This is a genomic window from Curtobacterium sp. NPDC088465 (genome assembly GCF_044753165.1).
Lineage (GTDB): Bacteria > Actinomycetota > Actinomycetes > Actinomycetales > Microbacteriaceae > Curtobacterium.
In genome coordinates this window covers 370,618-395,474 of sequence record NZ_JBIVMR010000003.1, presented here as the reverse complement: position 1 = coordinate 395,474, position 24,857 = coordinate 370,618, and the positions used below count along the sequence as shown (strand labels likewise).

Sequence of the window (24,857 nt, the reverse complement as noted above, 5' to 3'; positions counted from 1 at the left end):
GCTCCGTGTTCGGGGTCGGGTGACCGGTCAGGCGTCGCCGGGTTCGACGCTCGGCTGCTCGCCGGTGTGCTGGTGCTCGCGACGGGCCTTCGCCCGGCGGGCGACGGACTCGCGGACCGTGCCCGCGACGGGCTTGCGGCCGCGGTGCAGCGCCACGATGCCCGCGGTCAGGTTGCGGTGGGCGACCATCGTGAAGCCGACGCCGCGCAGCCACTGGCTGAGGACCTGCTGGTCGGGCCACGCCTCGATCGACTCGGCCAGGTAGCGGTAGGCCGCCGGGTTGCTGCTCGACAGCCGCGCGATGCCCGGGAGCACGCGCTTGAGGTACGCGCCGTAGCCGAAGCGCAGGAGCGCCACGGGCGGCGTGGAGAACTCGCAGATGACCAGTCGGCCCCCGGGCTTGAGCACCCGGAGCATCTCGGTGATCGCCTGCATCGGGTCGTTGACGTTGCGCAGGCCGAAGGAGATCGTCACCGCGTCGAACGAGTCGTCGTCGAACGGCAGGTGCTCTGCGTCACCCTCGACGAACGTGATCTCCGGGTGCCGCTCGCGCCCGACCGCGATCATGCCCGCCGACAGGTCGAGCGCCGTGACGTCGGCGCCCTTCTTCGCGAACGCCGCTGCGCTCGTGCCCGTCCCGGCCGCGATGTCGAGCACCCGCTCGCCCGGCTGGGGGTCGACCGCACGGACCGTCGCGACGCGCCACAGCGGGGCGTTGCCCGCCGAGAGGATGTCGTTCGTGAGGTCGTACTTCGCGGCGACGTCGTCGAACATGGCCGCCACCTCGTCCGGCCGCTTGCTCAGGTCCGCTCTGCTCACCGCACCATCCTAGAGGTCGCGGCCCCGGGCTGCCCGGACGCCCGGCCGGGGTCCGGCGGGTCGCCGCACGCGTACGATCGGTCCGTGACCCGAACCACCACGGCGGCCCCCTCGCTCACGGTCTCGACCCGGATCCTCGACGACCCGGGGGACGTCCTGCGCCACACCCTGCGGGACGCGCCGCTGGCGTTCGTCCGGAGCGGTGACGGCATCGTCGGGATCGGCGAAGCGCTCCGGTTCACGTTCTCCGGAGCCGACCGCATGCGGCAGGCGTCGGCGGTGTGGCGTGACCTGGTGCAGGGCGCCACGGTGGACGACCCCGTGCAGCTGCGCGGCACCGGGCTGGTCGCGTTCGGGTCCTTCGCGTTCGCCGACGACTCCGCCGAGCAGAGCGTGCTCGTCGTGCCGCGCGTGGTGATCGGCAAGCGCCGCGGCAAGGCCTGGCTCACCGCCGTCGACACGACACCGGACCCGCAGCCCCTCGCGTTCTCGCGGACCTCGGTGCCGGTGCCGGCCGTCGGCGGGCACGTCTCGGTCGCCTTCGGCCCCGGCCGGGTCGACGAGGACGCCTACGCCGCGTCCGTCGCGGACGCCGTCCGTCGGATCACCGCAGGCGAGGCCGAGAAGGTCGTCCTGGCGCGCGACCTGGTCGGCACGCTGCCCGCCGGTGCCGACCGACGGGCGGTCCTGCTCGACCTGGCGGCGGCCTACCCGCAGTGCGTCACCTTCGCCGTCGACGGACTCGTCGGAGCGACCCCGGAGACCCTTGCCCGGACCGACGGCACGGAGCTCTCGGCGCGGGTGCTCGCCGGGAGCGCCGCGCGCGGCGACGACCCGGTGTCCGACCGGGCCGCGGCCGAGGCCCTCGCGTCGAGCGCGAAGGACGTCGAGGAGCACGGCTTCGCGATCACCAGCCTGCTGCAGGCGCTCCGGACCGTCGCCACCGACGTCCGCGCGGACCCCGAGCCGTTCCGGCTCCAGCTGCCGAACCTGTGGCACCTGGCCACCGACGTCCGCGCGATCCTGCCGGTCGGCACCACCTCGCTCGACGTCGCCGACGCCCTGCACCCGACCGCGGCCGTGGCGGGCACCCCCACCGACGTCGCCGTCCGACTGGTCGCCGAGCTCGAGGGCGTCGACCGCGGTCGCTACGCGGGGCCGGTCGGCTGGCTCGGCGCGAACGGCGACGGCGAGTGGATGCTCGCGCTGCGCAGCGCCCGGATCGACGACGACGGGACCGTGCGCGCGTGGGCCGGCGCGGGGATCGTCGCGGGGTCGGACCCGGCGCGCGAGGTCGCCGAGACCGCCCTGAAGTTCCGTCCGATCCGCGACGCGCTCGCCTGACCCCCGACCCCTGACCCCTGGCCTTCGGTCCCTGGCCCCCGTGGTCAGTCGGTCAGCGGCACCTCGACCACCAGGCGCTGGGCCGGATCGGTGAGTGCACCCTCGAGGTCGCCCCACGTCCCGGCCCGTCGGTAGGACCAGCCGAGACCGGTCACGACACGCTCGACGTCGACGTGCTGCGGCGTCGTCATCATGCGGCGCATGTCCTGCTCCGGGGTGGTCGCGGCGACCTCCAGCCCGCGGAAGATCGCACCGCCACCGTCGTTGCCGACGACGACCTGGACGCGGTGCGTCGGCTCCTCGGTCCCGGTGACGAACGCCCCGAGGTCGTGCAGGAAGGTCAGGTCGCCGACGAGCACCCGCGTGGTGCCGACGGAGTCGGGCGTCCGTTCGAGCGCGGCCGCGATGCCGAGTGCGGTCGAGACCGTGCCGTCGATGCCGGCGAGACCGCGGTTGGCGTGCACCTGGACCTTCTTGCCCGGGACGTGCGCGTCGGCGACACGGATGAGCTGCGAGGCACCGAGGACGAGCCGGTCGTGCGGCCAGGTGGCGCCCCAGACGGCGTCGACCAGCATGGTGCGGTCGACGGGCCTGCGACGCAGGGCGACCTCGTTGCGCAGGTACCGGTTGCGCTCGGCGCGGTCCCCCGAGCGCTTCGCGTCGAGGTCCGGACCGGCGTCACCGTCCCCGAGGAGCGCGCGACTGGTCGTCACCCACCGCCCGACCCACGCGCGGTGGTCCGGGGTGGTGCGGCCCGTCACGCGCACGTCGGACACGAAGGTGGTCGCGGCGTCCGGCCGGGAGGCACGGGCCGGGTCGAACGGGTCGGCCCCGGGTCCGCGGACCACGATCGTCTCGACGTCGGCCCGCTGCAGCAGGGCCGGGACCTCGCGACTGAGCGTCGGGTGTCCGAGGACGACGGCTCGACGGACCGCTCCGCCGAGCTCGGGGTCGCGCAGCAGCTCGCGGTAGGCGACGACCAGGTTGCGCCCGAACCGCGCGCCGCTCGACACCTCGGCCAGCAGCGGCGCACCGAGCTCCCAGGCGATCCGTTCGGCGTCCTCGCCGGCGTCGTGTCCGGCGATGACGACCGTCGCGGGTGCGTCGTCCGGCGCGAGTTCGACGACCGGCAGTCCGGCGTGCACCCGACGACGGGCGTGGTCGGTGTCGACCTCGTCGTGGGGCACGGCGGCGACGTCCTCGGCACGCAGCCCGGCGGAGAGCGGTTCGCGGAACGCGACGTTCAGCTGGACGGGACCGGGCTGCCCGGTGTGCCCGGCGGCGACGGCGACGGCCTCCCGGGCGAGCGTCCGGACGGCGTCCGCGTCGACAGCGCCGTCCGCGGTGGGCGCCTGCACGTCGCGCACGAAGGACACGGCAGGGCCGAACATGCCCGGCTGGACCGTGGTCTGGTTGCTGCCGATGCCCCGCAGCTCGTCCGGCCGGTCGGCGGAGAGGACGACCATCGGCACGCCGGAGTGGTGCGCCTCGAGCACGGCCGGGTGCAGGTTGGCGACGGCGGTGCCCGAGGTCGTGACGACCGCGGCCGGACGGCCGGACTCGACGGCGAGCCCGAGGGCGAAGAACCCGGCGGTCCGCTCGTCGAGCCGGACGTGCACCGTCGTGCCGCCCGCGCGCTCGAGCGCGACCGCCGCGAGGGCGAGCGCCTGCGACCGGGAGCCCGGGCTGACGACGACGTCGGTCACCCCGGCACGGGCGAGTTCCCGCAGGAGTGCCAGGGCGAAGTCGGTGGCAGCGCTGCCGGACCCCGCGGACCCGTCAGCGATCGGCGGGGCGGTCGTCGTCTCGTTCGTCGCGGTCGCGTCGTTCATCGCGGAACTGGTCCTCGAGGTCTCGGAGGGTTTCGTCGTCCTGGTCCGTTCCGGTGCGGAGTGTCCCGGGGCCGCGCGGGCCGCCGAGGAAGTCGGGGTCGTCTTCGGGTCCACGGTACCGGGGCGCCGGCCCCGGGGTGGCGGGCGCCCGGCCGAGCACGAACCACAGCAGGCCACCGAGCACCGGGAGGACGAGCACGAGGAGGATCCACCACCCACGCCGCAGGGAGCGGATGCGCTGCCGCGGCATGGTCGCGCAGTCGATGACCGCGTAGACCGTGAAGGCCACGGCGGCGACGGCGATGATCAACCACAGACGGACCATGCGACGACTCTAGGCAGCGCGCCTGGGACCGGGCTGCCCGTCAGCCGGTGCACGAACGACGCCACGTAGGATCATCGGGTGAAAGCGTGGCTCGTCTACACCCTTGCCCGACTCGGCATCTTCGCCGCGGCGCTGGCGGTCCTGTTCGTCATCGGCCTGCGGTGGTACTGGGCGGCGATCGGCGCCGCGCTGATCGGTCTGCTCGTGTCGTACATCGCGCTGCCCGGGCTCCGCGGTCGGGTGACCTCGGACATCGCCGCTCGCCGGGGTCGACCGGAGCGGGACGCCGACTCGGACTTCGAGGACGACTTCGTCGACGCCGCCGACACCGACGCCGCGGACACCGACGCGCCCGTCGCCGACCAGCCGGTCTCGGACGCCGACCGGCACCGCAGGCTCCGCGAGCACGACGAGGAGTAGTCCGGGCCGCTCCCCCGCCGCCCTACGGCAGGAGGACGAGCGTCAGTCCGAGGACCACGCCGTACGCGAGCGACGCGAACGACGACAGCTGCAGCGCCGTGATGAGCTCCCGCGGCTTCCGCGACGAGACACCGATCGCGAGTGCCGGCAGCGCCAGCAGCAGCGAGAAGTACGCGAACCCGGTGCGGAAGTACAGCAGCACGAACCAGAGCAGCACCACGTACGGCAGCATCAGGAACAGGCCGAACAGGACCCGTGCGACGGGTCGGCCGACCACGACGGCGAGCGTGCGCTTGCCGGCCTGTCGGTCCTCGTCCACGTCGCGGATGTTGTTGACCATGAGCACGGCGCAGGCGAAGAACCCGGCGGCGACCGCAGCCGCCCAGCCGCTCGTGGTGACCGCCTGGATCTGCACGCACTGGGTGCCGAGCACGGCGACCAACCCGAAGAACACGAAGACGAAGACCTCGCCGAGGGCGTTGTAGCCGTAGGGCTTCTTCCCGCCCGTGTAGTACCAGGCCGCGACGATCGCCGCCGCCCCGACGAGGAGCAGCCACCACGTGCCGGTGAGCAGCACGATCACCAGTCCGGCGACCGCAGCCAGTCCGAAGAACGTGAGCGCGACCGTGAGCACGGTGCGCGGCTTCGCCAGCCCCGCTCCGGTGAGCCGGGCCGGGCCGACGCGGAACTCGTCGGTGCCCCGGACGCCGTCCGAGTAGTCGTTGCTGTAGTTCACGCCGATCTGCAGGAACAGCGCGACCGCGAGCGCGAGCAGGGCGACCGCCAGGTGGTGGTCGCGGCCGAGGTACGACCCGAAGTCGCCCGGTTCACCGGAGTCGACGAACGCGACGCCGGTGCCGAGCACGACCGGCACGACGCCGAGCGTGAGGGTCCGGAGCCGGGCGCCGCCGATCCAGTCGCTCGCGGTCGCCCGCTGCTTCGTGCGCTGCGGTGCCGCGGCCTTCGCCGGGTTGCCGCTGCGGCCCTTGACCGGGGTCCTGTTCTTCGTACGTGCCACGGCCGACCATCGTATCCGTGACCGCTAGGGGGTCGGTGCGCCCCCGCGGTCCGCGAGTGCCCGGACGGCCCGGCGGTCGGGCTTGCCGGACGCGAGCATCGGCACCGCGTCGACGACCAGGACCTCCGCGGGACGGGCCGCACGGCCCAGGGTCTCCGCGACGTGGGCGCGGACCTCGTCGAGGTCGAGCGGACGTTCCGTGACGACGACGGGCACCTCGCCCCACTCCCCGGACGTGCGCCGCGTGACGACCGCGGCGTCCTGGCCCGCGAGCTCGCGCACGCGCCGTTCCACCGCCCCGAGCGGGACCTTCTCGCCACCGGACACGATGACGTCGTCGAGCCGCCCGAGCACCCGCAGCCGTCCGTCGTCGTCGGTGGTCGCAGCGTCGCCGGTCCGGTACCAGCGGTGGCCGTCGCGCTCGACGAAGGTCCGGGCCGTGCGCTCGGGGTCCTCGAGGTACCCCTCGGCGAGCATCGGGCCGGCCAGTTCGAGGGCGCCGTCGACGAGTTCCGCGCGGACCGTCCCGAACGGCGTGCCGTCGTACACGCAGCCACCGCTCGTCTCGCTCGCGCCGTACGTCGTGACGACCCGGACACCGGCGTCGAGGGCGCGCTGCCGGAGCGGTGCGGGCGTGGCCTGGCCCCCGACGAGCACGGCGTCGAAGCGGGTCGCGGCGGCGGTGGCGCGGGGGTCGTCGAGCACGCGGGCGAGCTGCACCGGGACGAGCGAGGTGTAGCGCCGCGGCGCCTCGGGACCGACGTCGAGCCGGTCCACCGCGTCGGCGAACGCCCGGCCGTCGAAGTGTCCCGGCGGGAGGACGACGGGCGTCGTGCCCGCCGTGACCGATCGGGTCAGCACGTTGAGCCCGGCGATGTAGTGCGTCGGCAGCGCGAGCAGCCACCGGCCGGGCCCGCCGAGCGTCGCGTCGGCGGACGCGGCGCCCGCGAGCAGCGCCTCCGACGACAGTGCCACGCGCTTGCCGGTCCCGGTGGAACCGCTCGTCTCGACCACCAGGGCGACCCGGCGGGCGACGTGCGACGGCGGGCGCGTGGGCAGCGCCGGGCCGTCCTCGGCGACGGGGAGCAGCGCGGGTCCGCCGGCGAGGGCAGCCTCCAGGCCGCGCAGCACCGCCGACGGGTCGGACGCGCCGACGGCGACCAGCGCGCGGTTCACCGGTGGGCCCGCGGGGTCAGTAGTGCCACGGGAAGGACGTCCACTCCGGCGGGCGCTTCTCGAGGAAGGCATCCCGGCCCTCGACCGCCTCGTCGGAGGCGTAGGCGAGGCGCGTCGCCTCGCCCGCGAAGACCTGCTGGCCGACCATGCCGTCGTCCACGGCGTTGAACGCGTACTTGAGCATGCGGATGGCTGTCGGGGACTTGCCGAGGATCGTCTCGCCCCACCGGATCGCCTCGCGTTCGAGGTCCTCGTGCCGGACCACCCTGTTCACCGCGCCCATCTCGTACGCGCGCTGCGCCGAGTACTCCTCAGCGAGGAAGAAGACCTCGCGCGCGAGCTTCTGGCCGATCTGGCGGGCGTAGTAGGCGCTGCCGTACCCGCCGTCGAAGGACCCCACGTCGGCGTCGGTCTGCTTGAACCGGCCGTGCTCCGCGCTCGCGATCGTCAGGTCCGCGACGGCGTGCAGCGAGTGCCCGCCGCCGGCGGCCCACCCGGGCACGACGGCGATGACGACCTTCGGCATCATGCGGATGAGGCGCTGGACCTCGAGGATGTGGAGCCGCCCCATCGACGCCTGGGCGGCAGCGGGGTCGACGCCCTCCGGCGGGGCGCCCTCGTCGCCGACGTACTGGTAGCCGCTGCGGCCGCGGATGCGCTGGTCACCGCCGGAGCAGAAGGCCCAGCCCCCGTCCTTCGGGCTCGGGCCGTTGCCCGTGAGCAGGACGACACCGACGCGGGGGTCCTGTCGCGCGTCGTCGAGGGCGCGGTACAGCTCGTCGACGGTGCGGGGGCGGAAGGCGTTGCGGACCTCGGGCCGGTCGAACGCGACGCGGACGATGCCCTGCGAGACGTGCTTGTGGTACGTGATGTCGGTGAAGTGCTCAGCGACCGGTGCGGCGGTCCAGACGTCGGGGTCGAACAGGTCGGAGACGGGAGCAGCCATGTGCCCACCGTATCGCCGGCGCCCGGCGCCGGCCCGCGCCCGAGGCGGGCCGTGGTGCGGTGCCGTCCCGCGCTAGGTGCCCGAGAGGGCCTCGGGCACGAGGACGACGAGCAGCACGATGAGGATGACCGGGTTCACGAAGAAGGCGAGCACGACCCCGATCGCGCCGTACCAACGGCCGAACGACCCGACCGCGGCGATGAAGCCGAGCACCGCAGCGATGAGGGTGAGGAAGACCACCACGAAGCAGATGCCGAACGCGAAGGTGGTGTCGCCGCCCATGAAGACCGCGAACGCACTCGCGTCGACCGCGGCGGAGACGACGGCGAGCCCGAGGGCGATCTTGCCGACGATCGGGTTCCGACGCCGCCGGGCGGACCGTTCGAGGGCCCGGGCGTCGACGGTGTTCCGCTGCATCAGCCGCTCGAAGTCGCCGGTGTCACCGGACCGGCTCCCGGCGCTCGCTGTCGGCCGTGTCGTCCCGGGGGCGGCGGCGCGCTGCGGCGCCGCCGGTCGCGCGGCACCGGAGCGCTGCACTGCCGAGCGCTGGGCTGCGGCACGTTGGGCCGCCGCGCGCTGGGCCGCGGTCGGCTGCGCGGCCGCACGCTGCGCTGCTGCACGCTGCGCGGCTGCGCGCTGCTGCGGATCCGACGCCACCGGCCCTCCCTCTCCTCGGTCCCCTCACGGACGCGCCACGGTGGTTCGTGGCGACGCCGGCGCTGGGCCGACCGGTGCATGCTAGTGCCCGGCCCTGGCGGTCGGCTCCGAGGAACCGGCGGGAGCGCTGGACGCGCGACCAGCCCCTGCCGCCCACCGCGTCCGGGCACCGCACCTGCCCGTGCGCGAGGATGGGGTGTGCTCCCCGACCTCGCCGACCTGACCGCCGACGCCCACGTCGTCGCACTCCCGATGCGCGTCCGCTTCCGCGGCATCACCGTCCGCGAGGCCCTGGTGCTCCGCGGACCCACCGGGTGGACCGAGTTCTCGCCCTTCGTCGAGTACGACGACCGGGAGGCGACCGCGTGGCTCCGGAGCACGATCGACTTCGGGTGGACCGAGCACGACCCCGCCGCCGACGCCGTGCCCGTCAACGCCACGGTGCCCGCCGTCGGACCGGACGCGGTCGCCGACCTCCTGGCCCGCTACCCCGGCTGCACGACCGCGAAGGTCAAGGTCGCCGAGCCCGGCACGAGCACCGACGACGACGTCGCCCGCGTCGCCGAGGTCCGTCGGGTGATGGGGCCGGGAGCGGCCGTCCGGGTGGACGCCAACGGGCTCTGGTCCGTCGACCAGGCCGTCGAGGCCCTCGAACGACTCGCGCCGTACGGACTCCAGTACGCCGAACAGCCGTGCCGGTCGGTGCCGGAACTCGCCGAGCTCCGACGCCGGATCGCGGGACTCGACGTGCCCGTGGCCGCGGACGAGAGCGTGCGCCGGGCCTCGGACCCGCTCGCCGTCGCCCGTGCGGGGGCGGCGGACGTGCTCGTCGTGAAGGCCCAGCCCCTCGGCGGGGTCACCGCGGCACGGGCGATCGTGGCCGAGGCGGGGCTGCCGTGCGTCGTGTCGAGTGCGCTCGACACGTCCGTGGGGCTCGGGACCGGGGCGTTCCTCGCGGCGGCGGCGATGAGCCCCGGCTACGCCGCCGGGCTCGGGACGGCGGCCATGTTCGAGACGGACGTCACCGACACGCCACTGCTGCCGGTCGACGGTCGGGTGCCGGTCCGCCGTGCGGAGGTGTCGCGGGAGCTGCTGGAGCGGAACGCGGCATCGCCGGAGCGGACGGCGTGGTGGCTCGCGCGGCTGGAGCGCGTCCACGCCCTGCTCGCCGCCGCGTAGACCGGGCTGCCGCGGGACGACGAGGGAGCAACCGACCGAACGGTGTCCGGGCGGCGACGAGCGCGCAGGACGTGCCGCTCACGTCCGCCGGACGGGCGAGACTCGTCGGCCTCGACCCCGAGCGTGACAGATCGTGCGCATTCACGCGAGGCAGGAACGCCCGGACACGACGGACGGGAGGCGCGGTGCCCGATGGCACCGCGCCACCCGTCCGTCCCGGGGTCGCCGCCGCAGCGACGCCCGGTCGGCCTCACAGGCCGGAGTAGCTGTGCAAGCCCTTGAAGAAGACGTTGACGACCGAGAAGTTGAACATCACCGCGGCGAACCCGATGAGCGCCAGCCACGACGACCGCGCACCGCGCCACCCGCGGGTCGCACGCGCGTGGATGTACCCGGCGTAGACCACCCAGATGATGAAGGTCCAGACCTCCTTGGTGTCCCACCCCCAGTACCGGCCCCAGGCGCGCTCGGCCCAGACCGCACCCGCGATGAGCGTGAAGGTCCACAGCACGAAGCCGACGAGCAGCACGCGGTAGGTCAGGACCTCGAGCCGTTCGGCGTCGGGGAGCGTCTCCATGAAGCGGAGCTGCTTCGACGCGGGACGACCCTGGCGGTACGTCTGCACGAGCTGCGCCACGGCGAGCCCGGCGCCGAGGGCGAAGAAGCCCGTCCCGGCGATCGCGACGAAGACGTGGATGACCAACCAGTACGACTGCAGCGCGGGCTGGAGCGGCACGACGGGCACCCAGTAGTTCACGGTCGCGATGCCGAGCAGGATGATCGTCAGACCGGTGATGAACACACCGAGGAACTTCAGGTTCTGCCAGAGCTGCACGAGCAGGAAGATCAGCGTGATGAGCGCCGTGCCCGTGAGCGAGAACTCGAACATGTTGCCCCACGGGACACGGTCGGCCGCGATGCCGCGCAGGACCGTGGCACCGACGTGCAGCACGAGCGCGAGGATCGTCATCGCCATGCCGACCCGCTCGAACTTCGTCCCGCCGCCGCCGGGGCGACCCCGGTCGGCCTCGACCTTCTCGAGCACGACCGTCCCGCCCTGCACCGTCGCGACGGTGCGCGCGGCGGGCGCTGCCGGCGCAGCAGCCGAGGCGGACGCCACCTGACCCGACCGCTTCGCCATGTCGAGCGCGAACGAGATGAACGCGATGACGTAGACCGCCATCGCGGAGTACGTCAGGACGACCGAGTAGGTCGCGAGGTTGGTCGTCATGTCCGGGTTCACGCAGGGATCCTAACTCCGAGGTCCGACAGGTGCCTCTTGGCGATGTCGTCGACGGCGCGCTCGAGGTTGGGGTCCTCGCCGCGCGCCAGACCGGCGTACTCGAGGTCGTACTCGCCGTGCTCGGCTCCCCGGCGCGGGACCGCCTTCACCCACACGCGGCGGCGGGGCACGAACAGCGAGGTGAGCAGGCCGAGCACCGCGAGCACCGCGAACCCGGCGACGAACGCCTGCGAGGGGTCGTGGTGCACGTCGAGCGAGACGTAGCGCTTCACGCCGTCGAAGGTGATCGAGCCGGTACCGTCCGGCAGGGTCTTCGTCTGACCGGGCTTCAGCTCGATGCTCGGGGTCGTCGACTGCCGCCCGGCGATCTGCTCGAGACCGCTGGTGTCGAGCGAGTACACGCTCTGCGGGACGCCGCTGTCGAGACCGAGGTCGCCGCGGTACACCTGCAGGGTCAGGAGCGGGTTCTGCGCGTCCGGGTAGGCACTGGCGAACGCGCCGGTCGACAGCTTCGACGCCGTCGGGTAGAAGAACCCGACGAGCCCGAGCTGCGACGGCGAGGCGTCGGGCACCTTGATGACGCCGGTGGACGTGTAGTTCGCGTCCTCGGGCAGGAACGGCACGACGTCCTGGAACGCCACGTTCCCCTTGCCGTCGCGGATCGTGACCTGCATCGCGTAGCCGTTGCCGAGCAGGTAGACGTTCGTGCCACCGACCGACAGCGGGTCGTTCACGCCGATGCGACCGGTCTTCGGCTCCTGGCCCTTCTCGCGGCTCGTCACCGTCGCCGAGTAGTCCAGTGCCTGGCCGAGGGCGTCGAGGTTCTTCTCCTCGTACGTCGTGGTGAACTTGTCGAGCGTCAGGTTGTAGCCCTGCAGGTCGGTCTGCCGGAACCAGCGGCCGGGGTTGAACGAGTCGTAGGAGCCGAGGACGTTCGAGAACGTCTGCCCCTCGACCAGGAGTCGCTGCCCGGTGTAGCTGAAGCCACCGCCGAGGCCGACCGCCACGAGCACGCCGACGAGCGCCGCGTGGAAGACGAGGTTGCCGGTCTCGCGCAGGTACCCGCGCTCCGCGCTCACGGAGTCGCCGAACCGCTCGACCCGGTAGCCGGACCGCTTGAGCAGTGCCGCCGCGCGGGTCACGGCGTCGTCGACGGACGGGAGGCTCGTGGTCGCGTCCGCCTCGACCGGTACGGACCGGTAGCCGGCGAGTCGGCCGAGACGCACCGGCGTCCTCGGCGGTCGCGTCCGGAGCGCCTGCCAGTGGTGCTTCGTGCGCGGGACGATGCACCCGATGAGCGAGACGAACAGCAGCAGGTAGATCGCCGAGAACCACACCGAGGTGTAGGTGTCGAAGACCTGCAGTGTGTCGAGCACGGGGAAGAGCTGCGGGTGGTCCGCCTTGTACTGCACGACGCCGTTCGGGTCGGCGGTGCGCTGCGGCACGAGGGATCCCGGGATCGCCGCGAGCGCCAGGAGCATGAGCAGGAAGAGCGCCGTGCGCATGCTCGTCAGCTGCCGCCAGAAGAAGCGGACGTAGCCGACGAACCCGAGCTTCGGCTGCGTCGGGCCGTCGTCCGCTCCGGGGGCCGGTGCGGCACTGTCGACGTGGTCGGACGGCCGCATCGGGTCGGCGCCCGCGGACACGTCGTCCGCGGACCCCGGTCCGCTACCCGACTGCTCGGGGGTGGTGTCGCGCTCAGACCGCGGGGACAAAGCTCTGGATCACCGCCCCGAGGCTCGACATGACGGCCGACCAGATGCCGGTGACCATGAGCAGACCGATGACGATCAGGATCGCTCCTCCGATGATGTTGACGGTGCGCATGTGACGCTTCACGATGCGGATCGCGCCGGTCGCCCACCCGGCGCCGAGCGCGACGAGGACGAACGGGATGCCGAGCCCGAGGCAGTACGCGACGCCGAGCCACATGCCCTGCCACGCGCTGCCGGACTGCACGCTGAGCAGGTTGATCGCTGCGAGCGTCGGCCCGAGGCACGGGGTCCAGCCGAGGCCGAACACGATGCCGAGCAGCGGCGCCCCGACCAGGCCCGTCGCGGGGGTCCACGACGGCTTGATCGAGCGCTGCAGGAAGGTGAAGCGTCCGATGAACACCAGGCCCATCGCGATCACGACGACACCGAGGACCTGCGTGATGAGGTCACGCCACCGGACGAGCCAGAAGCCGAGCGCACCGAAGACCGTCGTGTATGCGACGAACACCGCGGTGAAGCCGAGCACGAAGAGCACGACGCCGAGCACGACCCGACCGCGGCGCTGCCCACCCTCGGCGATCCCGCCGACGTACCCGAGGTAGCCCGGTACGAGCGGGAGCACGCACGGGGAGAGGAACGACACGAGCCCGGCCAGTGCTGCCACGGGCAACGCGACCAGCATCTGGCCGCTCAGGATCGCGTCCGCGAAGGGGTTGCCGGGCACGGGTCAGGACGCCTTGCCGTCGAGCTCGTCGCTGACCAGGGTCTGCAGGATGCTCTTGCCGTCGATCGCGCCGAGGACGCGGGCGGCGACGCGGCCCTGCTTGTCGAGGACGATCGTGGCGGGCACGGCGTTCGGAGCGATCTGCCCGGACAACGCGAGCTGCACGGTGCCGTCGCGGGCGTCGAGGACGGTCGGGTAGTCGACGCCGAAGGTGCGCTCGAACGCCGCCGCCGTGCCCTCCTCGTCACGCACGTTGACGCCCACGAAGACCACGTCGTCGTCGGCGTACTGGTCGTGCACCTGGTTGAGGTACTTCGCCTCGGCCCGGCACGGCGGGCAGCCGGCGTACCAGAAGTTGAGCACGACGACCTTGCCGCGGAGCTCCTCCGCCGAGACGGTGTCGCCGTCGGTGTCCTTCGTCGTGAAGTCGACCGGGGCGCTCCGCTCGTCCGTCGCGACTTCGGTCACCGCACCGGTGCCGGAGATGTAGTTCTGGGTGGTGCCGCTGCCGTACTGGCGGGACAGGTCGTCGTTCGACGACGAGCACCCGGCGAGCGCCAGGGCTGCGATCACCGCCGAGGCCGCGACGGCGGCGATCCGGCTGCGTGCGGACATCAGACTGCTCCTTCGTCGACCGCGGACGCACGCAGGGACTGCGCGGGGTCCGCGTACCCGACCTCGGCGAAGCGACCGGACGAGGTGGCGGGCACACGCTCGAGGGTCGTGATGCTGGACAGGTCGCACCGACGCTTGCGCGGGTCGTGCCAGAGCGGCTCCCCCGCGAGCTTGCGGTGCACGGTCCAGATGGGGAGCTGGTGGCTGACGAGGACGACGTCGCCGCCGTCGACGCTCTCCCAGGCGGAGGCGACCGCGGCGAGCATGCGGTTCGCGATGGACTCGTAGGCCTCGCCCCAGCTCGGCCGGAACGGGTTCGCGATCCAGGGCCACTCCGCAGGGCGTCCGATGGAGCGCTTCGTGAAGCCGGGGCGCTGGCCCTCGTAGCGGTTCGTGGGCTCGATCAGGCGCTCGTCGAGCGAGACCTCGAGCCCGTAGGCGGCGGCCCAGGGCGCCGCGGACTCCTGCGTGCGCTGCAAGGGCGACGCGACGATCCGTCGGACGTCGACCCCGGCGTCGTGCCAGGCGGTCGCCGACGCACCGGCCATCCGGGCGCCGAGTTCGCTGAGCCCGAAGCCGGGCAACCGGCCGTAGAGCACGCGCCCCGGGTTGTGGACCTCGCCGTGCCGGACGAGGTGGATCCGTGTCGCGGGCATGGGTTCCAGTCTAGGTCGCTCCACCGTCATCACCCGCCCCACAGCGGATTCACCGGATGTGCGACCGTTCAGCCCCTGCGACCGTTCGGCTCTGCCCGGTCGCTGCCGTCAGCCCAGCCGTCCGGTCAGTCGGCCGTGCAGTGCCACCGACCCGGTGTTCAGGTTCACGACCTCGACGGTCGAGCCGTGCCGCGCGTACCGCTGCTCCACGCCGTCGAGTGCCGCGACGGTGCTGGCGTCGAACACGTGCGCGCCCGACATGTCCACGATCACCCGCTCCGGGTCCTCGGCGTAGGAGAACCGCGTCACCAGGTCGTTGGACGACGCGAAGAACAGGGCACCGTGCACGCGGTACCGCACGGTGCGCTCGTCGACCGGCTCGCGCACCACGGACACGACGTGCGCCGCGCGACGGGCGAAGACGAGGGCCGCGACGACCACGCCCACCAGCACACCCGTCGCGAGGTTCTGGGTGACGACGACCACCACGACGGTCACGACCATGACCGCCGTCTCGCCGAGCGGCATCCGCCCGAGCGTGCGGGGCCGGACGCTGTGCCAGTCGAAGGTCGCGACGCAGACCATGAGCATCACGGCCGTCAGGGCCGCCATCGGGATCTGCGCGACGAGGTCGTGCAGCACGATGGTCAGGACGAGCACCGCCGCGCCCGCCGTGAAGGTCGACACCCGGGTCCGGGCGCCGGCGGTCTTCACGTTGATCACGGTCTGGCCGATCATCGCGCAGCCACCCGTGCCGCCGAAGAACGCCGAGGCGATGTTGGCGATGCCCTGGCCCCACGACTCGCGCCAGCCGCTGGACCGGGTCTCGGTCAGGGAGTCGACGAGCTGCGCGGTCAGGAGCGTCTCGATGAGGCCGACGATCGCGACCCCGAACGCGTACGGCGCGATGATCTGCAGGGTCTCGAGCGACAGCGGGACCGTGATGCCGCCGAACCCGGGCAGCGCGGTCGGCAGGGAGCCCTCGTCGCCGACCGTCGGCACCGCGACCCCGAACACGATCGTGATCGCCGTGACCACGACGACCGCGATCAACGGCGCGGGGACGGCCTTGGTCAGGAAGGGGAACGCGACGATGATGCCGATGCCGAGCGCCGTCAGCGGCCAGACCACGAACGGGACGTCGTCGCCGAGGAGGTTGGGCAACTGCGCCGTGAAGATCAGGATCGCCAGCGCGTTGACGAAGGCCACGTTGACGCTGCGCGGGATGAAGCGCATCAGTCGGGCCACCCCGAGGAAGCCGAGCACCAGCTGGACCACACCGCCGAGCACCACCGCGGGGACGAGGTAGGCGACGCCGTGGTCGCGCACGAGCGGAGCGATCACGAGCGCGACCGATCCGGCGGCGGCCGAGATCATCGCGGGTCGCCCGCCGACGATCGAGATGACCACCGCGATGACGACGCTCGAGAAGAGGCCGACGGCCGGGTCGACCCCGGCGACGACCGAGAAGGAGATGGCTTCGGGGATGAGGGCGAGCGCCGTGACCACGCCGGCCAGGACCTCACGGGTGAGGAGCCGGGGCGACCGGAGCGCGGTGAGGACGGTGGGTGCCGCGGGGGCGAGCGGTGCGAGGGACATCGCCAGCGACCATACCCTGACGTGAGGGGAGGGTTGCGCCGGGCAGACGTGCACTCCGAGCGATCTCGCGCGGCGGTCTGCCACCATGGCTCCCGTGCACGCGATCGACTCCCCCGCCCCGACGCCGGGCGACACCATGCACATCGGTGAGCTCGCCGAGCGCGCCGGGATGTCCCTGCGGACGATCCGGCACTACGACGAGGTCGGGCTGCTCGTGCCGAGCGGACGGACCACCGGAGGGTTCCGGGTCTACACGGCGCAGGACCTCGAGCGACTGCTCGTCATCCGTCGGATGAAGCCGCTCGGGTTCTCGCTGGACGAGATGGCGGAGCTCCTGCACGTCGTCGACGCCCTCGCCGACGCCGGACCCGAGGACCAGCCGGCACTCGCCGCCCGCCTCGACGCGTCGCTCGAGGACGCCCGCACCCGGCACGCGAAGCTCGTCGAACGGGCCGGCATGGCTGAGGAGTTCATCGGCACGCTCAGCACGCTGCGCGCCACGCTCCCCTGAGCCCCGGACGACACCCGGCAAGCGGACGACACCAGCCGGTCACCGCTCGACCTGCAGCTCCCCGGCCTCGATCAGCCGTGCCCGCTCACGCCGAGCCGCTCGCCACTCCTCCTGACGACGCAGCAACTCGTCGTGCTCCCAGATGAGACGCCGCGCCTTCCACGGGCGGAACCGGTACCGACGGCGCACCCGCTGCCGCCACTCCTCCCGACGTCGTCCGACCAGCGCCAGGACCGGGTCCTCAATCGTCATGCCTCCCCCTTCCGGTGATGAGTCCGAGTACCAGCGTTCCGAAGACGGCGTCGTCCCCGCGAAGGATCTGCATGTCGTACATCGCGTTCGCCCCGACGTCACCGACCTCCGACCGGCCGACGTCGCCGTCGCACACCTGGTCGACCGTCCACACGAACCGCGCCCAGGCCCGGTCGCGTTCCTCGCGCCCGACGTCCCGCCGCCACCGCACCAGCGCCCAGACGCCTCCCACGGCCGCGCCGACCAACGTCAGCACCGACCCGACCGCAGCCGCGACCACCGCCGCCACCGCGACGGGCGGCCAGGCCGCGAGCCCCGCTCCCGTTGCCGTCATCCGGGATCCCCTCTCGACTCGCGACCCGACCACACGGACGACGCTACGGACGTGCCGGGGCCGAACCGCGCCTCCCGGCCGACGCTGTGGAGAGAACGGACCGGGACCCCACCTGTGGAGGAGGCCGTAGACTCGACGACCGTGATCGAACGCACCCGCATCGCCGACCTCGCCGCCCTCCCCGACGGCCCCGTTGCCGTCGCCGGCTGGGTGGAGACCGTCCGCGACCAGAAGAAGGTCCAGTTCGTCGTCCTCCGCGACGAGACCGGCGCCGCGCAGCTGGTGAACCCCGCCACGCGCGAGGCCGAGGACGGCGACGACGACGCCCAGGCCCGGCTCACCGTCACGAACGAGGTCTCCGGGCTCGCGCACGGCACCTTCGTGCACGTCCGCGGCACCCTGAAGCACGACGAGCGCGTGAAGCTCGGCGGGCTCGAGGTCAAGGTCGGCTCGCTCGAGGTGGTCAGCGCCGCGAAGCCGGAGACGCCCATCGCGGACGACTCCTCGCTCGACAAGCGTCTCGACTGGCGCTTCCTCGACCTGCGCAACCGCAAGCAGAACCTGATCTTCCGCATCCAGACGACGCTGGAGCACGCGTTCCGCACCTACTGGGTCGAGCGCGACTACATCGAGATCCACACCCCGAAGCTGATGGCGTCGGCGTCCGAGTCGCGCGCCGAGCTCTTCCAGCTCGAGTACTTCGAGACCACCGCCTACCTGGCGCAGTCCCCGCAGAACTTCAAGCAGATGGCGCAGCCCGCCGGCTTCGGCGCGGTGTTCGAGATCGCGGACGCGTTCCGTGCGGACCCGTCCTTCACGAGCCGTCACGCCACCGAGTTCACGAGCGTCGACGCCGAGATCTCGTGGGTCGAGTCGCACGCCGACGTCATGGCGATGCACGAGGAGCTCCTCGTCGCGGGCTTCACCGCCGTCAAGGACAAGTACGGCAAGGAGATCGAGGAGGTCTTCGGCTTCGAGTTCGTCGTCCCGACCGCTCCGTTCCCCCGCGTCACCCTGGCCGAGGCCCGGAAGATCGTCGCCGACAGCGGACACGACGTCGTGCGGGCGGACGGCGACCTGGACCCCGAGGGCGAGCGTCGCGTCAGCGCCTGGGCGAAGGAGACGCACGGCTCGGAGTTCGTGTTCGTCACGGACTACGACGCCTCGATCCGCCCGTACTACCACATGCGTCACGCCGACGACCCGACGCTCACGAACAGCTACGACCTGCTGTTCAACGGCGCCGAGATCTCCACGGGTGCCCAGCGTGAGCACCGCGTCGACGTGCTCGAGGCGCAGGCCGTCGAGAAGGGCCTCGACCCCGAGGAGCTCGGCTGGTACCTCGACTTCTTCCGCTACGGCGTCCCGCCGCACGGCGGCTTCGGCATGGGCCTCGCCCGCGTGCTCATGCTCGCCCTGCACGAGCCGTCCATCCGCGAGGTCACCTACCTGTTCCGCGGACCGACGCGCCTGACCCCGTAGTCACCACCGACGACGACGACGGCCACCCTCCGACAGGAGGGTGGCCGTCGTCACGTGCGGGCAGGGAGGCGCGGGTCAGCTCTCCCAGTCGATGGCCGCCCGCCCCGTGACGAGCTCGCGGATCTCCGCTGCCGCCGCCTGGTGCTCCGGGTGGAACTGGTACTCGTCGAGACCGGCGAGGTCGTCGAAGGTCGCCACGACGGCCAGGTCCTGGTTCTTCCCCGGGTAGGCCACGTTGTCGACGACCTCGAGCGACCGGATCGAGCCGATCGTGCCGACGAGCCCGGTCAGGAGCTCGCGGACGTGCTCGATCGTCGCGGTGCGGTCGAGGTCCTCGCGGACGGTCCAGGAGACGACATGGTGGATCATGCGCTGGCCTCGGCCTTCTCTGCCTTCTCTGCCTTCTCGAGGGCACCGTGCAGCCGGTCGGCGTCCACGTGCCAGTTGCTGTGGACCCGGCCGTCGACGAGGACGACCGGGATGTCCTCGGCGTACTCCTCGCGCAGCGCGTCGTCGTCGAGGATCGACCGCTCCTCGAGGGTCACACCGGGGTGGGCGGCCACGACCTGCTCCACCACCGGACGGGCGTCGTCGCAGAGGTGGCAGCCGGGCTTCGTCAGGAACGTCACGGCGGGCATGTCCCCACGATAACGCGCCCGGGAACACGAAAGCCCCGGCGGACCGGGGCTTCGGGTGCAAGTACTGGACTTACTTCTTGTTGCGACGCTGGTGACGCGTCTTGCGAAGGAGCTTGCGGTGCTTCTTCTTCGCCATGCGCTTGCGACGCTTCTTGATGACAGAACCCATAGTGGACCTCGCTCGGAACGATGCAGATGTGTGGACACCGGGCCCGAAGAGACCGCGGAAAATCAACCCGGCCGAGTCTAGCGGAGCGCAGCGGTCCTGTCGAACGGGCGCGCGCCGGGCCGACCTCAGCCGACGTCGGCGATGCCGCCGCGCAGGAGTTCGGCGACCGCCGACTCCGGGACGCGGAAGGACCGGCCGAACCGGATCGCGGGGAGCTCCCCCGCGTGCACCATGCGGTACACCGTCATCTTCGAGACGCGCATCATCTCGGCCACCTCAGCGACGGTGAGGAAGCGCACGTCGTCGAAACTGCCGGTCATGGTCCGCCTTCGGGTTCCCGCGGATCGCGCGGGGTCGGTGTGACCAGTGTGGTCAAGGGCGAGTGTAGGGGCGCGTGGGACCACGTGTCCAGGAGACTCCGAGCGGACGCTCGACCGTGCTGCGCGAGGGGTCTCCCACCCGTCGGTCAGTCGTCCTCACCGCGGCGCGTGAAGCGCTTCCGGCTGCGGTCGACGACACGCTCCCAGCCCTGCTGCGCACCCGAGAACGCGGCGGTCGCTCGGTGCGAGGCCTCCGCCATGACGCGACCCAGCTCGGTGCCGACCTCGACGGTGGACCGCGCTGCGGTGCCGGTCCGGCGGAACGAGACCGGCTGCCCGTCGAGCGTCCACGAGGTCGTCGCCGGGGTACCGTCCGCGTCGACCGCTCCCGTGAAGGGGACGACCCACTCCTCGAGCCGGACGAGCGGCTCCGGGTCGAGCCGGTAGAAGCGGTGCTGGCCCTCCTCACGGCTGGAGACGAGACCGTGGTCGCGCAGGACGCGGAGGTGCTTCGACACGGTCGGCTGGCTGACGCCGATCTTCTCGACGAGCTGCCCGACGCTGAGTTCGCCGCCGGTGGCGTCCGAGCCGTACGCCGTCAGCAGCGCCCCGAGCAGCTCGCGCCGGGTCGGGTCCGCCACGACGGTGAAGATGTCGGCCATGCGGCAAGGCTAGCCGGACCCGTACGCATGTACCATGACCGCTGACCTGCCCACGGCTCCGGAGGCACAGGATGCTCGACCGCACCGAGCCGCTCAACCGGCACACGCCGACGAGCGGGGTGAGACGGCGTCTGGACGGTGCCCTCGGCGTCCTCCGGTCGTCGCCGTCGCGACTCGCGATCCTGGTGTTCGTCGCGCTGATCCTCATCTTCACGACCCTGTTCATGACGCCCTGGGCGGCTGCGGACCGGACCCCGACGCACTTCGCGGACGCACTGTTCACGGCGGCGTCGGTCGTCTGCGTGACCGGGCTGGCGACGGTCGACATGGCCACGCACTGGTCGGTCTTCGGCAAGGTGCTCATCGTCGTCGGGACCCAGATCGGCGCCGTCGGCGTCCTCACCTTCGCCTCGATCCTCGGCCTGGTCGTGACACGACGGCTGGGGCTCCGCGCCAAGCTCATCGCCGCCGGCGACTCGAACCCGCTCCGCACGCACTCCGGCGCCGTCCCCGAGGGGCAGGCCGTGCGGCTCGGGGAGGTCGGCACGCTCCTGCTCACCGTGGCGGTGAGCACCCTGACGATCGAGATCGCGATCGGCGTGCTCCTGCTGCCGTCCACGCTCGCCGCCGGCTACCCGTTCTGGACCGCCGTCGGGGACGCCTTCTACTACTCGGCGATGGCCTTCACGAACACGGGCTTCTCGCCGAACGCCGAGGGGCTCACCCCCTTCGCGAACGACTACTGGTTCCTGTCGCTCCTCATGGTCGCGGTCGTGGCGGGCTCGATCGGGTTCCCGGTGATCCGGGCCGTCACCAAGCAGTTCCGCACCCCGCGGCGGTGGCCCATCCACGTGAAGCTCACGCTGGCCACCAGCGCGGTGCTGCTCGTCCTCGGCGCGGTCGTCTACACGGCGCTCGAGGCCTCGAACCCCCGCACGCTCGGGGACGCCGGCGCCGGACACACCGCGTTCCAGGCGCTGTTCTTCTCGACGATGACGCGGTCCGGCGGGTTCGCCACGATCGACGTCGAGCAGATGCACGGCGCCAGCCTGCTCGTCACCGACATGCTCATGTTCATCGGTGGCGGTTCGGCGTCGACCGCCGGCGGCATCAAGGTGACGACGCTGGCGGTGCTCTTCCTGGCCGCGGTCGCCGAGGCCCGCGGGCGCCAGGGCATGGAGGCGTTCGGGCGCCGCATCCCCGGTGACGTCCTGCGCGTCGCCGTCGCGGTCGTGCTCTGGGGGGCGACGATCGTCGCCGTCATGACCGTGGTCCTGCTGCAGATCACCGGCGACTCGCTCGACCGCGTGCTCTTCGAGGTCATCTCCGCCTTCGCGACCTGCGGCCTGAGCTCCGGCATCTCCGCCGAGCTCCCGGAGGCGGGCAAGTACGTCCTCGCCGCCACGATGTTCCTGGGCCGGGTCGGTACAGTGACCATCGCCGCCGCGCTGGCCGCAAGCCAGAGCCGGCAGTTGTTCCGCCGCCCCGAGGAGAGGCCGATCGTTGGCTGACCGCCGTCCCCGCGCCGACCGTCGCGCACCCCACCCCGTCACCGGGGCCGTCAGCCACGACGCCCCCGTGCTCGTCCTCGGCCTCGGCCGCTTCGGCGCCGCCACCGCCGGTCAGCTCGAGCGCCAGCACCGCGAGGTCCTGGTCGTCGACACCGACGCCGGCCTCGTCCAGAAGTGGTCGGACCGCGTCACCCACGCCGTGCAGGCGGACGCGACGGACATCGACGCCCTGCGGCAGATCGGCGCGCAGGACTTCGCGATCGCGGTCGTGGCCGTCGGGTCGCACCTCGAGTCGAGCGTGCTCATCACCTCGAACCTCGTCGACCTCGGCATCCCGCAGATCTGGGCGAAGGCCGTCAGCCGCTCGCACGGCACGATCCTGTCCCGCATCGGGGCGAACCACGTCGTGTACCCGGAGCGCGAGGCCGGCGAACGGACCGCGCACCTGGTGTCCGGTCGGATGCTCGACTTCATCGAGTTCGACGACGACTTCGCGGTCGTCAAGATGTTCCCGCCGCGCGCCGTGCGCGGCAAGGACCTCGCCACGACCGTCATCCGGACCCGGCACGGCCTCACGGTGCTCGGCATCAAGTCGCCGGGCAGGGCGTTCGTGCCGGCAACCCCGGACAGCGTCATCGGCGAGGACGACGTCATCATCGTCTCGGGGACCGAGACCGACCTGGAGCGCTTCGCCGCGCTCGAGTAGCGACCCGACGTCGGACGGGAGGCCCGTGGCGGACACGGCCACGGGCCTCCCGTCCGTCCCGTGGTCACGCCGGACGGACCGACCGGCACCCGCGGTCAGGACGCGGCGATCTCCTCGGCCCGGGCGATCGCGGCGCGCGACGCGCGGGTGAAGGTGCCGGCGAGGTCGGCCTCCTGCAGGACGGCGACCGCGCGCTCGGTGGTGCCCTTCGGACTGGTGACGGCGCGGCGCAGGTCGGCGGGCTCCCGCCCGGACGCGGCGAGGAGTTCGACGGCTCCCCGCACGGTCCCCTGCACCATCGTCGCGGCCTGCTCCGGGGTGAACCCGAGCGCCTCGGCGGCCTGCTGCCACTGCTCGACGAGCAGGAACACGTACGCGGGCCCCGATCCGGAGACGGCGGACAGGGCGTCGAGCTGCGACTCCGGCACCTCGATGACCTGTCCGGACGCGGCGAACACGCTCGAGGCGATCCCGACCGCGTCGTCGTCGGCCGTGGACCCGGCGCTGATACCGGTGACCCCGTGGCCGACGCCGATCGGGGTGTTCGGCAGCGCCCGGACCACACGGACGCCCGCCGGGACACGCGCCTCCATCGAGGCGAGCGTGGTGCCGACCGCGACGCTCACGACCACCGCACCGGGGTGGAGCGACGCGGCGACCTCGTCGAGGACCTCGCCGATCATGTAGGGCTTGACCCCGAGGACGACGAGCCCGGCCCCGCGGACGGCCTGCCGGTTCGCGTCCGGGTCGGTCTCCGTCGCCGACGCCTCGAGCCCACGCTCGCGCCATGCCGCCGCCGACGCTCCGGACCGGGTGGTGAGCGTCACGGTCGCGGGGTCGAGGCCGGCGGCGAGCAGTCCCTCGAGGACGCTGCCGGACATGGAGCCGACGCCGAGCATGGCGGTGCGGGGCAGTTCGATCGTCATGGTCCCGACCCTACCCAGCGCCCACGCCTAGGATCGGTCCGTCAGGGGGCCGCCTGCGGTGCGGGCCCGGTGCACGGCAGGGAGAAGGGACACCCGTGAGCGCTTCGGGAGGCACGAGGGCGATCGTCGCCGCACTCGCCGCGAACGTCGGCATCGCGATCGTGAAGTTCGTCGCGGCCGCGATCAGCGGGTCCGCCGCGATGCTCGCCGAGGGCGTGCACTCCCTCGCCGACTCCGCGAACCAGCTCCTGCTCCTGCTCGGCGGCCGCCGTGCCCGCCGCGCAGCCGACCAGGAGCACCCGTTCGGCCACGGCCGCGAACGGTACGTGTACGCGTTCGTCGTCTCGATCATCCTGTTCACCATCGGCGGCGTGTTCTCGTTGTACGAGGGCATCGAGAAGCTCGCCGACCCGCACCCGATCACGAACTGGTGGCTCCCCGTCGCCGTGCTCGTCGTCGCGATCGGCCTCGAGGGCTTCTCGCTCCGCACCGCCCTGCGCGAGGCCCGTCCGCACAAGGGCTCGCAGTCGTGGGTGCAGTTCGTGCGTCGGGCGAAGGCCCCGGAGCTCCCCGTGGTCATGCTGGAGGACACCGCGGCGCTGACCGGTCTCGTGTTCGCACTGCTCGGCGTCGGGCTCACCGTGCTCACCGGCAACGGGGTGTTCGACGCGATCGGCACGGTCCTCATCGCCCTGCTCCTCATCGCGGTCGCCGTCGTGCTCGGCATCGAGACGAAGAGCCTGCTCGTCGGCGAGGGCGCGAGCGTCGCCGACGTGGAGCGCATCAGGGCCGCCGTGCTCGACGGTCCCGAGGTCGAGTCGATCGTGCACCTCAAGACGCTGTACCTCGGGCCGGACGAGCTCATGGTCGGCATGAAGGTCGCGGTCGACGGGGACCGTCGGCTCGGCGACGTGGCCGCGGGCATCGACACCGTCGAGCAGCGCATCCGCGCCGCGGTGCCGGTCGCCCGCGTGATCTACGTCGAGCCGGACGTCCTCCGGACCGGGCCGCGGCCGCCCACCGAAGCGATCGTCATCCGCGCCGCCGACTGAGCGCAGGCCCGTCGAGGCAGGCCTGT

29 protein-coding genes are annotated in these 24,857 nt (G+C 72.5%); 8 read left to right on the top strand and 21 right to left on the bottom strand.

Annotated elements, in window-relative coordinates:
• Positions 1–27 precede the first annotated feature (27 nt).
• Complete coding sequence (locus tag ACIP6W_RS13680; protein ID WP_066655267.1) at positions 28–819, bottom strand: demethylmenaquinone methyltransferase; 792 nt, start codon at positions 817–819, stop codon at positions 28–30.
• An 84-nt stretch (positions 820–903) separates the two neighbouring features.
• Here ACIP6W_RS13680 and ACIP6W_RS13675 point away from each other — a divergent pair, with 84 nt between their 5' ends.
• A complete protein-coding gene (locus ACIP6W_RS13675) occupies positions 904–2,163 on the top strand; it encodes an isochorismate synthase MenF (protein ID WP_400430039.1) in 1,260 nt (419 codons plus the stop codon).
• A 44-nt stretch (positions 2,164–2,207) separates the two neighbouring features.
• Here the strand turns inward: ACIP6W_RS13675 and menD are convergent, their stop codons facing one another.
• Positions 2,208–3,995 (bottom strand): 2-succinyl-5-enolpyruvyl-6-hydroxy-3-cyclohexene-1-carboxylic-acid synthase, encoded by a 1,788-nt coding sequence (gene menD, locus ACIP6W_RS13670; RefSeq protein ID WP_400430037.1) that lies wholly within the window; start codon positions 3,993–3,995, stop codon positions 2,208–2,210.
• Positions 3,943–4,320 carry a PLDc N-terminal domain-containing protein gene (locus ACIP6W_RS13665; protein ID WP_066655273.1) on the bottom strand — a complete coding sequence of 126 codons (378 nt, stop codon included), beginning with the start codon at positions 4,318–4,320 and terminating at the stop codon, positions 3,943–3,945. Before ACIP6W_RS13665 ends, menD begins: the two co-directional genes overlap by 53 nt.
• 78 nt (positions 4,321–4,398) lie before the next feature.
• Between ACIP6W_RS13665 and ACIP6W_RS13660 the strand changes: the two genes are divergently transcribed.
• Complete coding sequence (locus ACIP6W_RS13660) at positions 4,399–4,740, top strand: DUF4229 domain-containing protein (RefSeq protein ID WP_400430035.1); 342 nt, start codon at positions 4,399–4,401, stop codon at positions 4,738–4,740.
• Between the two features lie 22 nt (positions 4,741–4,762).
• Here ACIP6W_RS13660 and ACIP6W_RS13655 read toward each other — a convergent pair whose 3' ends face one another.
• The 4 genes from ACIP6W_RS13655 to ACIP6W_RS13640 form a co-directional block, all read right to left on the bottom strand.
• Complete coding sequence (locus ACIP6W_RS13655; protein ID WP_400430033.1) at positions 4,763–5,758, bottom strand: 1,4-dihydroxy-2-naphthoate polyprenyltransferase; 996 nt, start codon at positions 5,756–5,758, stop codon at positions 4,763–4,765.
• 24 nt (positions 5,759–5,782) lie between these two features.
• A complete protein-coding gene (locus tag ACIP6W_RS13650; RefSeq protein ID WP_400430031.1) occupies positions 5,783–6,934 on the bottom strand; it encodes an AMP-binding protein in 1,152 nt (383 codons plus the stop codon).
• 16 nt (positions 6,935–6,950) lie between these two features.
• Positions 6,951–7,880, bottom strand: coding sequence for a 1,4-dihydroxy-2-naphthoyl-CoA synthase (locus ACIP6W_RS13645; RefSeq protein ID WP_066655279.1), 930 nt, complete (start codon positions 7,878–7,880; stop codon positions 6,951–6,953).
• Positions 7,881–7,952: 72 nt separating this feature from the next.
• On the bottom strand, positions 7,953–8,537 hold the full coding sequence (locus tag ACIP6W_RS13640) for a hypothetical protein (protein ID WP_400430029.1): 585 nt from the start codon (positions 8,535–8,537) through the stop codon (positions 7,953–7,955).
• A 198-nt stretch (positions 8,538–8,735) separates the two neighbouring features.
• Here ACIP6W_RS13640 and ACIP6W_RS13635 point away from each other — a divergent pair, with 198 nt between their 5' ends.
• Positions 8,736–9,716, top strand: a complete 981-nt coding sequence (locus tag ACIP6W_RS13635) for an o-succinylbenzoate synthase (protein WP_066655283.1) — start codon at positions 8,736–8,738, stop codon at positions 9,714–9,716.
• 250 nt (positions 9,717–9,966) lie between these two features.
• On the opposite strand, the gene ccsB is transcribed toward ACIP6W_RS13635, so the two are convergent.
• From ccsB to ACIP6W_RS13605, 6 genes are all read right to left on the bottom strand, one after another.
• On the bottom strand, positions 9,967–10,947 hold the full coding sequence (ccsB, locus tag ACIP6W_RS13630; protein ID WP_209685265.1) for a c-type cytochrome biogenesis protein CcsB: 981 nt from the start codon (positions 10,945–10,947) through the stop codon (positions 9,967–9,969).
• 8 nt (positions 10,948–10,955) lie between these two features.
• Positions 10,956–12,584: a cytochrome c biogenesis protein ResB gene (locus ACIP6W_RS13625; protein ID WP_251154660.1), complete on the bottom strand. Its 1,629-nt coding sequence runs from the start codon at positions 12,582–12,584 to the stop codon at positions 10,956–10,958.
• A 73-nt stretch (positions 12,585–12,657) separates the two neighbouring features.
• The gene (locus ACIP6W_RS13620) at positions 12,658–13,356 is read right to left on the bottom strand and encodes a cytochrome c biogenesis CcdA family protein (RefSeq protein ID WP_251159651.1); all 699 of its coding nucleotides are present in this window, start codon (positions 13,354–13,356) and stop codon (positions 12,658–12,660) included.
• Positions 13,357–13,401: 45 nt separating this feature from the next.
• A complete protein-coding gene (locus ACIP6W_RS13615) occupies positions 13,402–14,013 on the bottom strand; it encodes a TlpA disulfide reductase family protein (protein WP_066655286.1) in 612 nt (203 codons plus the stop codon).
• Positions 14,013–14,669 (bottom strand): histidine phosphatase family protein, encoded by a 657-nt coding sequence (locus tag ACIP6W_RS13610; RefSeq protein ID WP_251159584.1) that lies wholly within the window; start codon positions 14,667–14,669, stop codon positions 14,013–14,015. The genes ACIP6W_RS13615 and ACIP6W_RS13610 overlap by 1 nt, the downstream gene beginning before the upstream one ends.
• Before the next feature lie 108 nt (positions 14,670–14,777).
• Positions 14,778–16,268 (bottom strand): SulP family inorganic anion transporter, encoded by a 1,491-nt coding sequence (locus tag ACIP6W_RS13605; protein WP_066655289.1) that lies wholly within the window; start codon positions 16,266–16,268, stop codon positions 14,778–14,780.
• A 136-nt stretch (positions 16,269–16,404) separates the two neighbouring features.
• On the opposite strand from ACIP6W_RS13605, the gene ACIP6W_RS13600 reads away from it, so the two are divergent.
• Entirely contained in the window at positions 16,405–16,779 is a 375-nt protein-coding gene (locus tag ACIP6W_RS13600) for a MerR family transcriptional regulator (protein WP_400430134.1), read from the top strand.
• A 39-nt stretch (positions 16,780–16,818) separates the two neighbouring features.
• Here ACIP6W_RS13600 and ACIP6W_RS13595 read toward each other — a convergent pair whose 3' ends face one another.
• Both ACIP6W_RS13595 and ACIP6W_RS13590 read right to left on the bottom strand, forming a co-directional pair.
• Complete coding sequence (locus tag ACIP6W_RS13595) at positions 16,819–17,031, bottom strand: hypothetical protein (protein ID WP_251159585.1); 213 nt, start codon at positions 17,029–17,031, stop codon at positions 16,819–16,821.
• Positions 17,021–17,365 carry a hypothetical protein gene (locus tag ACIP6W_RS13590; protein WP_251159586.1) on the bottom strand — a complete coding sequence of 115 codons (345 nt, stop codon included), beginning with the start codon at positions 17,363–17,365 and terminating at the stop codon, positions 17,021–17,023. Before ACIP6W_RS13590 ends, ACIP6W_RS13595 begins: the two co-directional genes overlap by 11 nt.
• A 141-nt stretch (positions 17,366–17,506) precedes the next feature.
• Here ACIP6W_RS13590 and aspS point away from each other — a divergent pair, with 141 nt between their 5' ends.
• Positions 17,507–18,847 (top strand): aspartate--tRNA(Asn) ligase, encoded by a 1,341-nt coding sequence (aspS, locus tag ACIP6W_RS13585; RefSeq protein WP_209685038.1) that lies wholly within the window; start codon positions 17,507–17,509, stop codon positions 18,845–18,847.
• A gap of 75 nt (positions 18,848–18,922) precedes the next feature.
• Here the strand turns inward: aspS and ACIP6W_RS13580 are convergent, their stop codons facing one another.
• The 5 genes from ACIP6W_RS13580 to ACIP6W_RS13560 form a co-directional block, all read right to left on the bottom strand.
• Positions 18,923–19,216: a Dabb family protein gene (locus tag ACIP6W_RS13580; RefSeq protein ID WP_251159587.1), complete on the bottom strand. Its 294-nt coding sequence runs from the start codon at positions 19,214–19,216 to the stop codon at positions 18,923–18,925.
• Positions 19,213–19,485 carry a glutaredoxin family protein gene (locus ACIP6W_RS13575; protein ID WP_251159588.1) on the bottom strand — a complete coding sequence of 91 codons (273 nt, stop codon included), beginning with the start codon at positions 19,483–19,485 and terminating at the stop codon, positions 19,213–19,215. The genes ACIP6W_RS13580 and ACIP6W_RS13575 overlap by 4 nt, the downstream gene beginning before the upstream one ends.
• Before the next feature lie 70 nt (positions 19,486–19,555).
• Positions 19,556–19,654 (bottom strand): 30S ribosomal protein bS22, encoded by a 99-nt coding sequence (locus ACIP6W_RS13570; RefSeq protein ID WP_003792170.1) that lies wholly within the window; start codon positions 19,652–19,654, stop codon positions 19,556–19,558.
• Positions 19,655–19,779: 125 nt separating this feature from the next.
• Complete coding sequence (locus ACIP6W_RS13565; protein ID WP_058729786.1) at positions 19,780–19,974, bottom strand: helix-turn-helix domain-containing protein; 195 nt, start codon at positions 19,972–19,974, stop codon at positions 19,780–19,782.
• A 146-nt stretch (positions 19,975–20,120) separates the two neighbouring features.
• Entirely contained in the window at positions 20,121–20,636 is a 516-nt protein-coding gene (locus tag ACIP6W_RS13560) for a helix-turn-helix transcriptional regulator (RefSeq protein ID WP_066655298.1), read from the bottom strand.
• Positions 20,637–20,707: 71 nt separating this feature from the next.
• Between ACIP6W_RS13560 and ACIP6W_RS13555 the strand changes: the two genes are divergently transcribed.
• Positions 20,708–22,147, top strand: a complete 1,440-nt coding sequence (locus ACIP6W_RS13555; RefSeq protein WP_066655299.1) for a TrkH family potassium uptake protein — start codon at positions 20,708–20,710, stop codon at positions 22,145–22,147.
• A 67-nt stretch (positions 22,148–22,214) separates the two neighbouring features.
• The gene (locus ACIP6W_RS13550; protein WP_066655303.1) at positions 22,215–22,853 is read left to right on the top strand and encodes a TrkA family potassium uptake protein; all 639 of its coding nucleotides are present in this window, start codon (positions 22,215–22,217) and stop codon (positions 22,851–22,853) included.
• A gap of 95 nt (positions 22,854–22,948) precedes the next feature.
• On the opposite strand, the gene proC is transcribed toward ACIP6W_RS13550, so the two are convergent.
• On the bottom strand, positions 22,949–23,779 hold the full coding sequence (gene proC / locus ACIP6W_RS13545) for a pyrroline-5-carboxylate reductase (RefSeq protein WP_251159589.1): 831 nt from the start codon (positions 23,777–23,779) through the stop codon (positions 22,949–22,951).
• Positions 23,780–23,874: 95 nt separating this feature from the next.
• Between proC and ACIP6W_RS13540 the strand changes: the two genes are divergently transcribed.
• The gene (locus ACIP6W_RS13540; RefSeq protein WP_066655306.1) at positions 23,875–24,831 is read left to right on the top strand and encodes a cation diffusion facilitator family transporter; all 957 of its coding nucleotides are present in this window, start codon (positions 23,875–23,877) and stop codon (positions 24,829–24,831) included.
• Positions 24,832–24,857 lie beyond the last annotated feature (26 nt).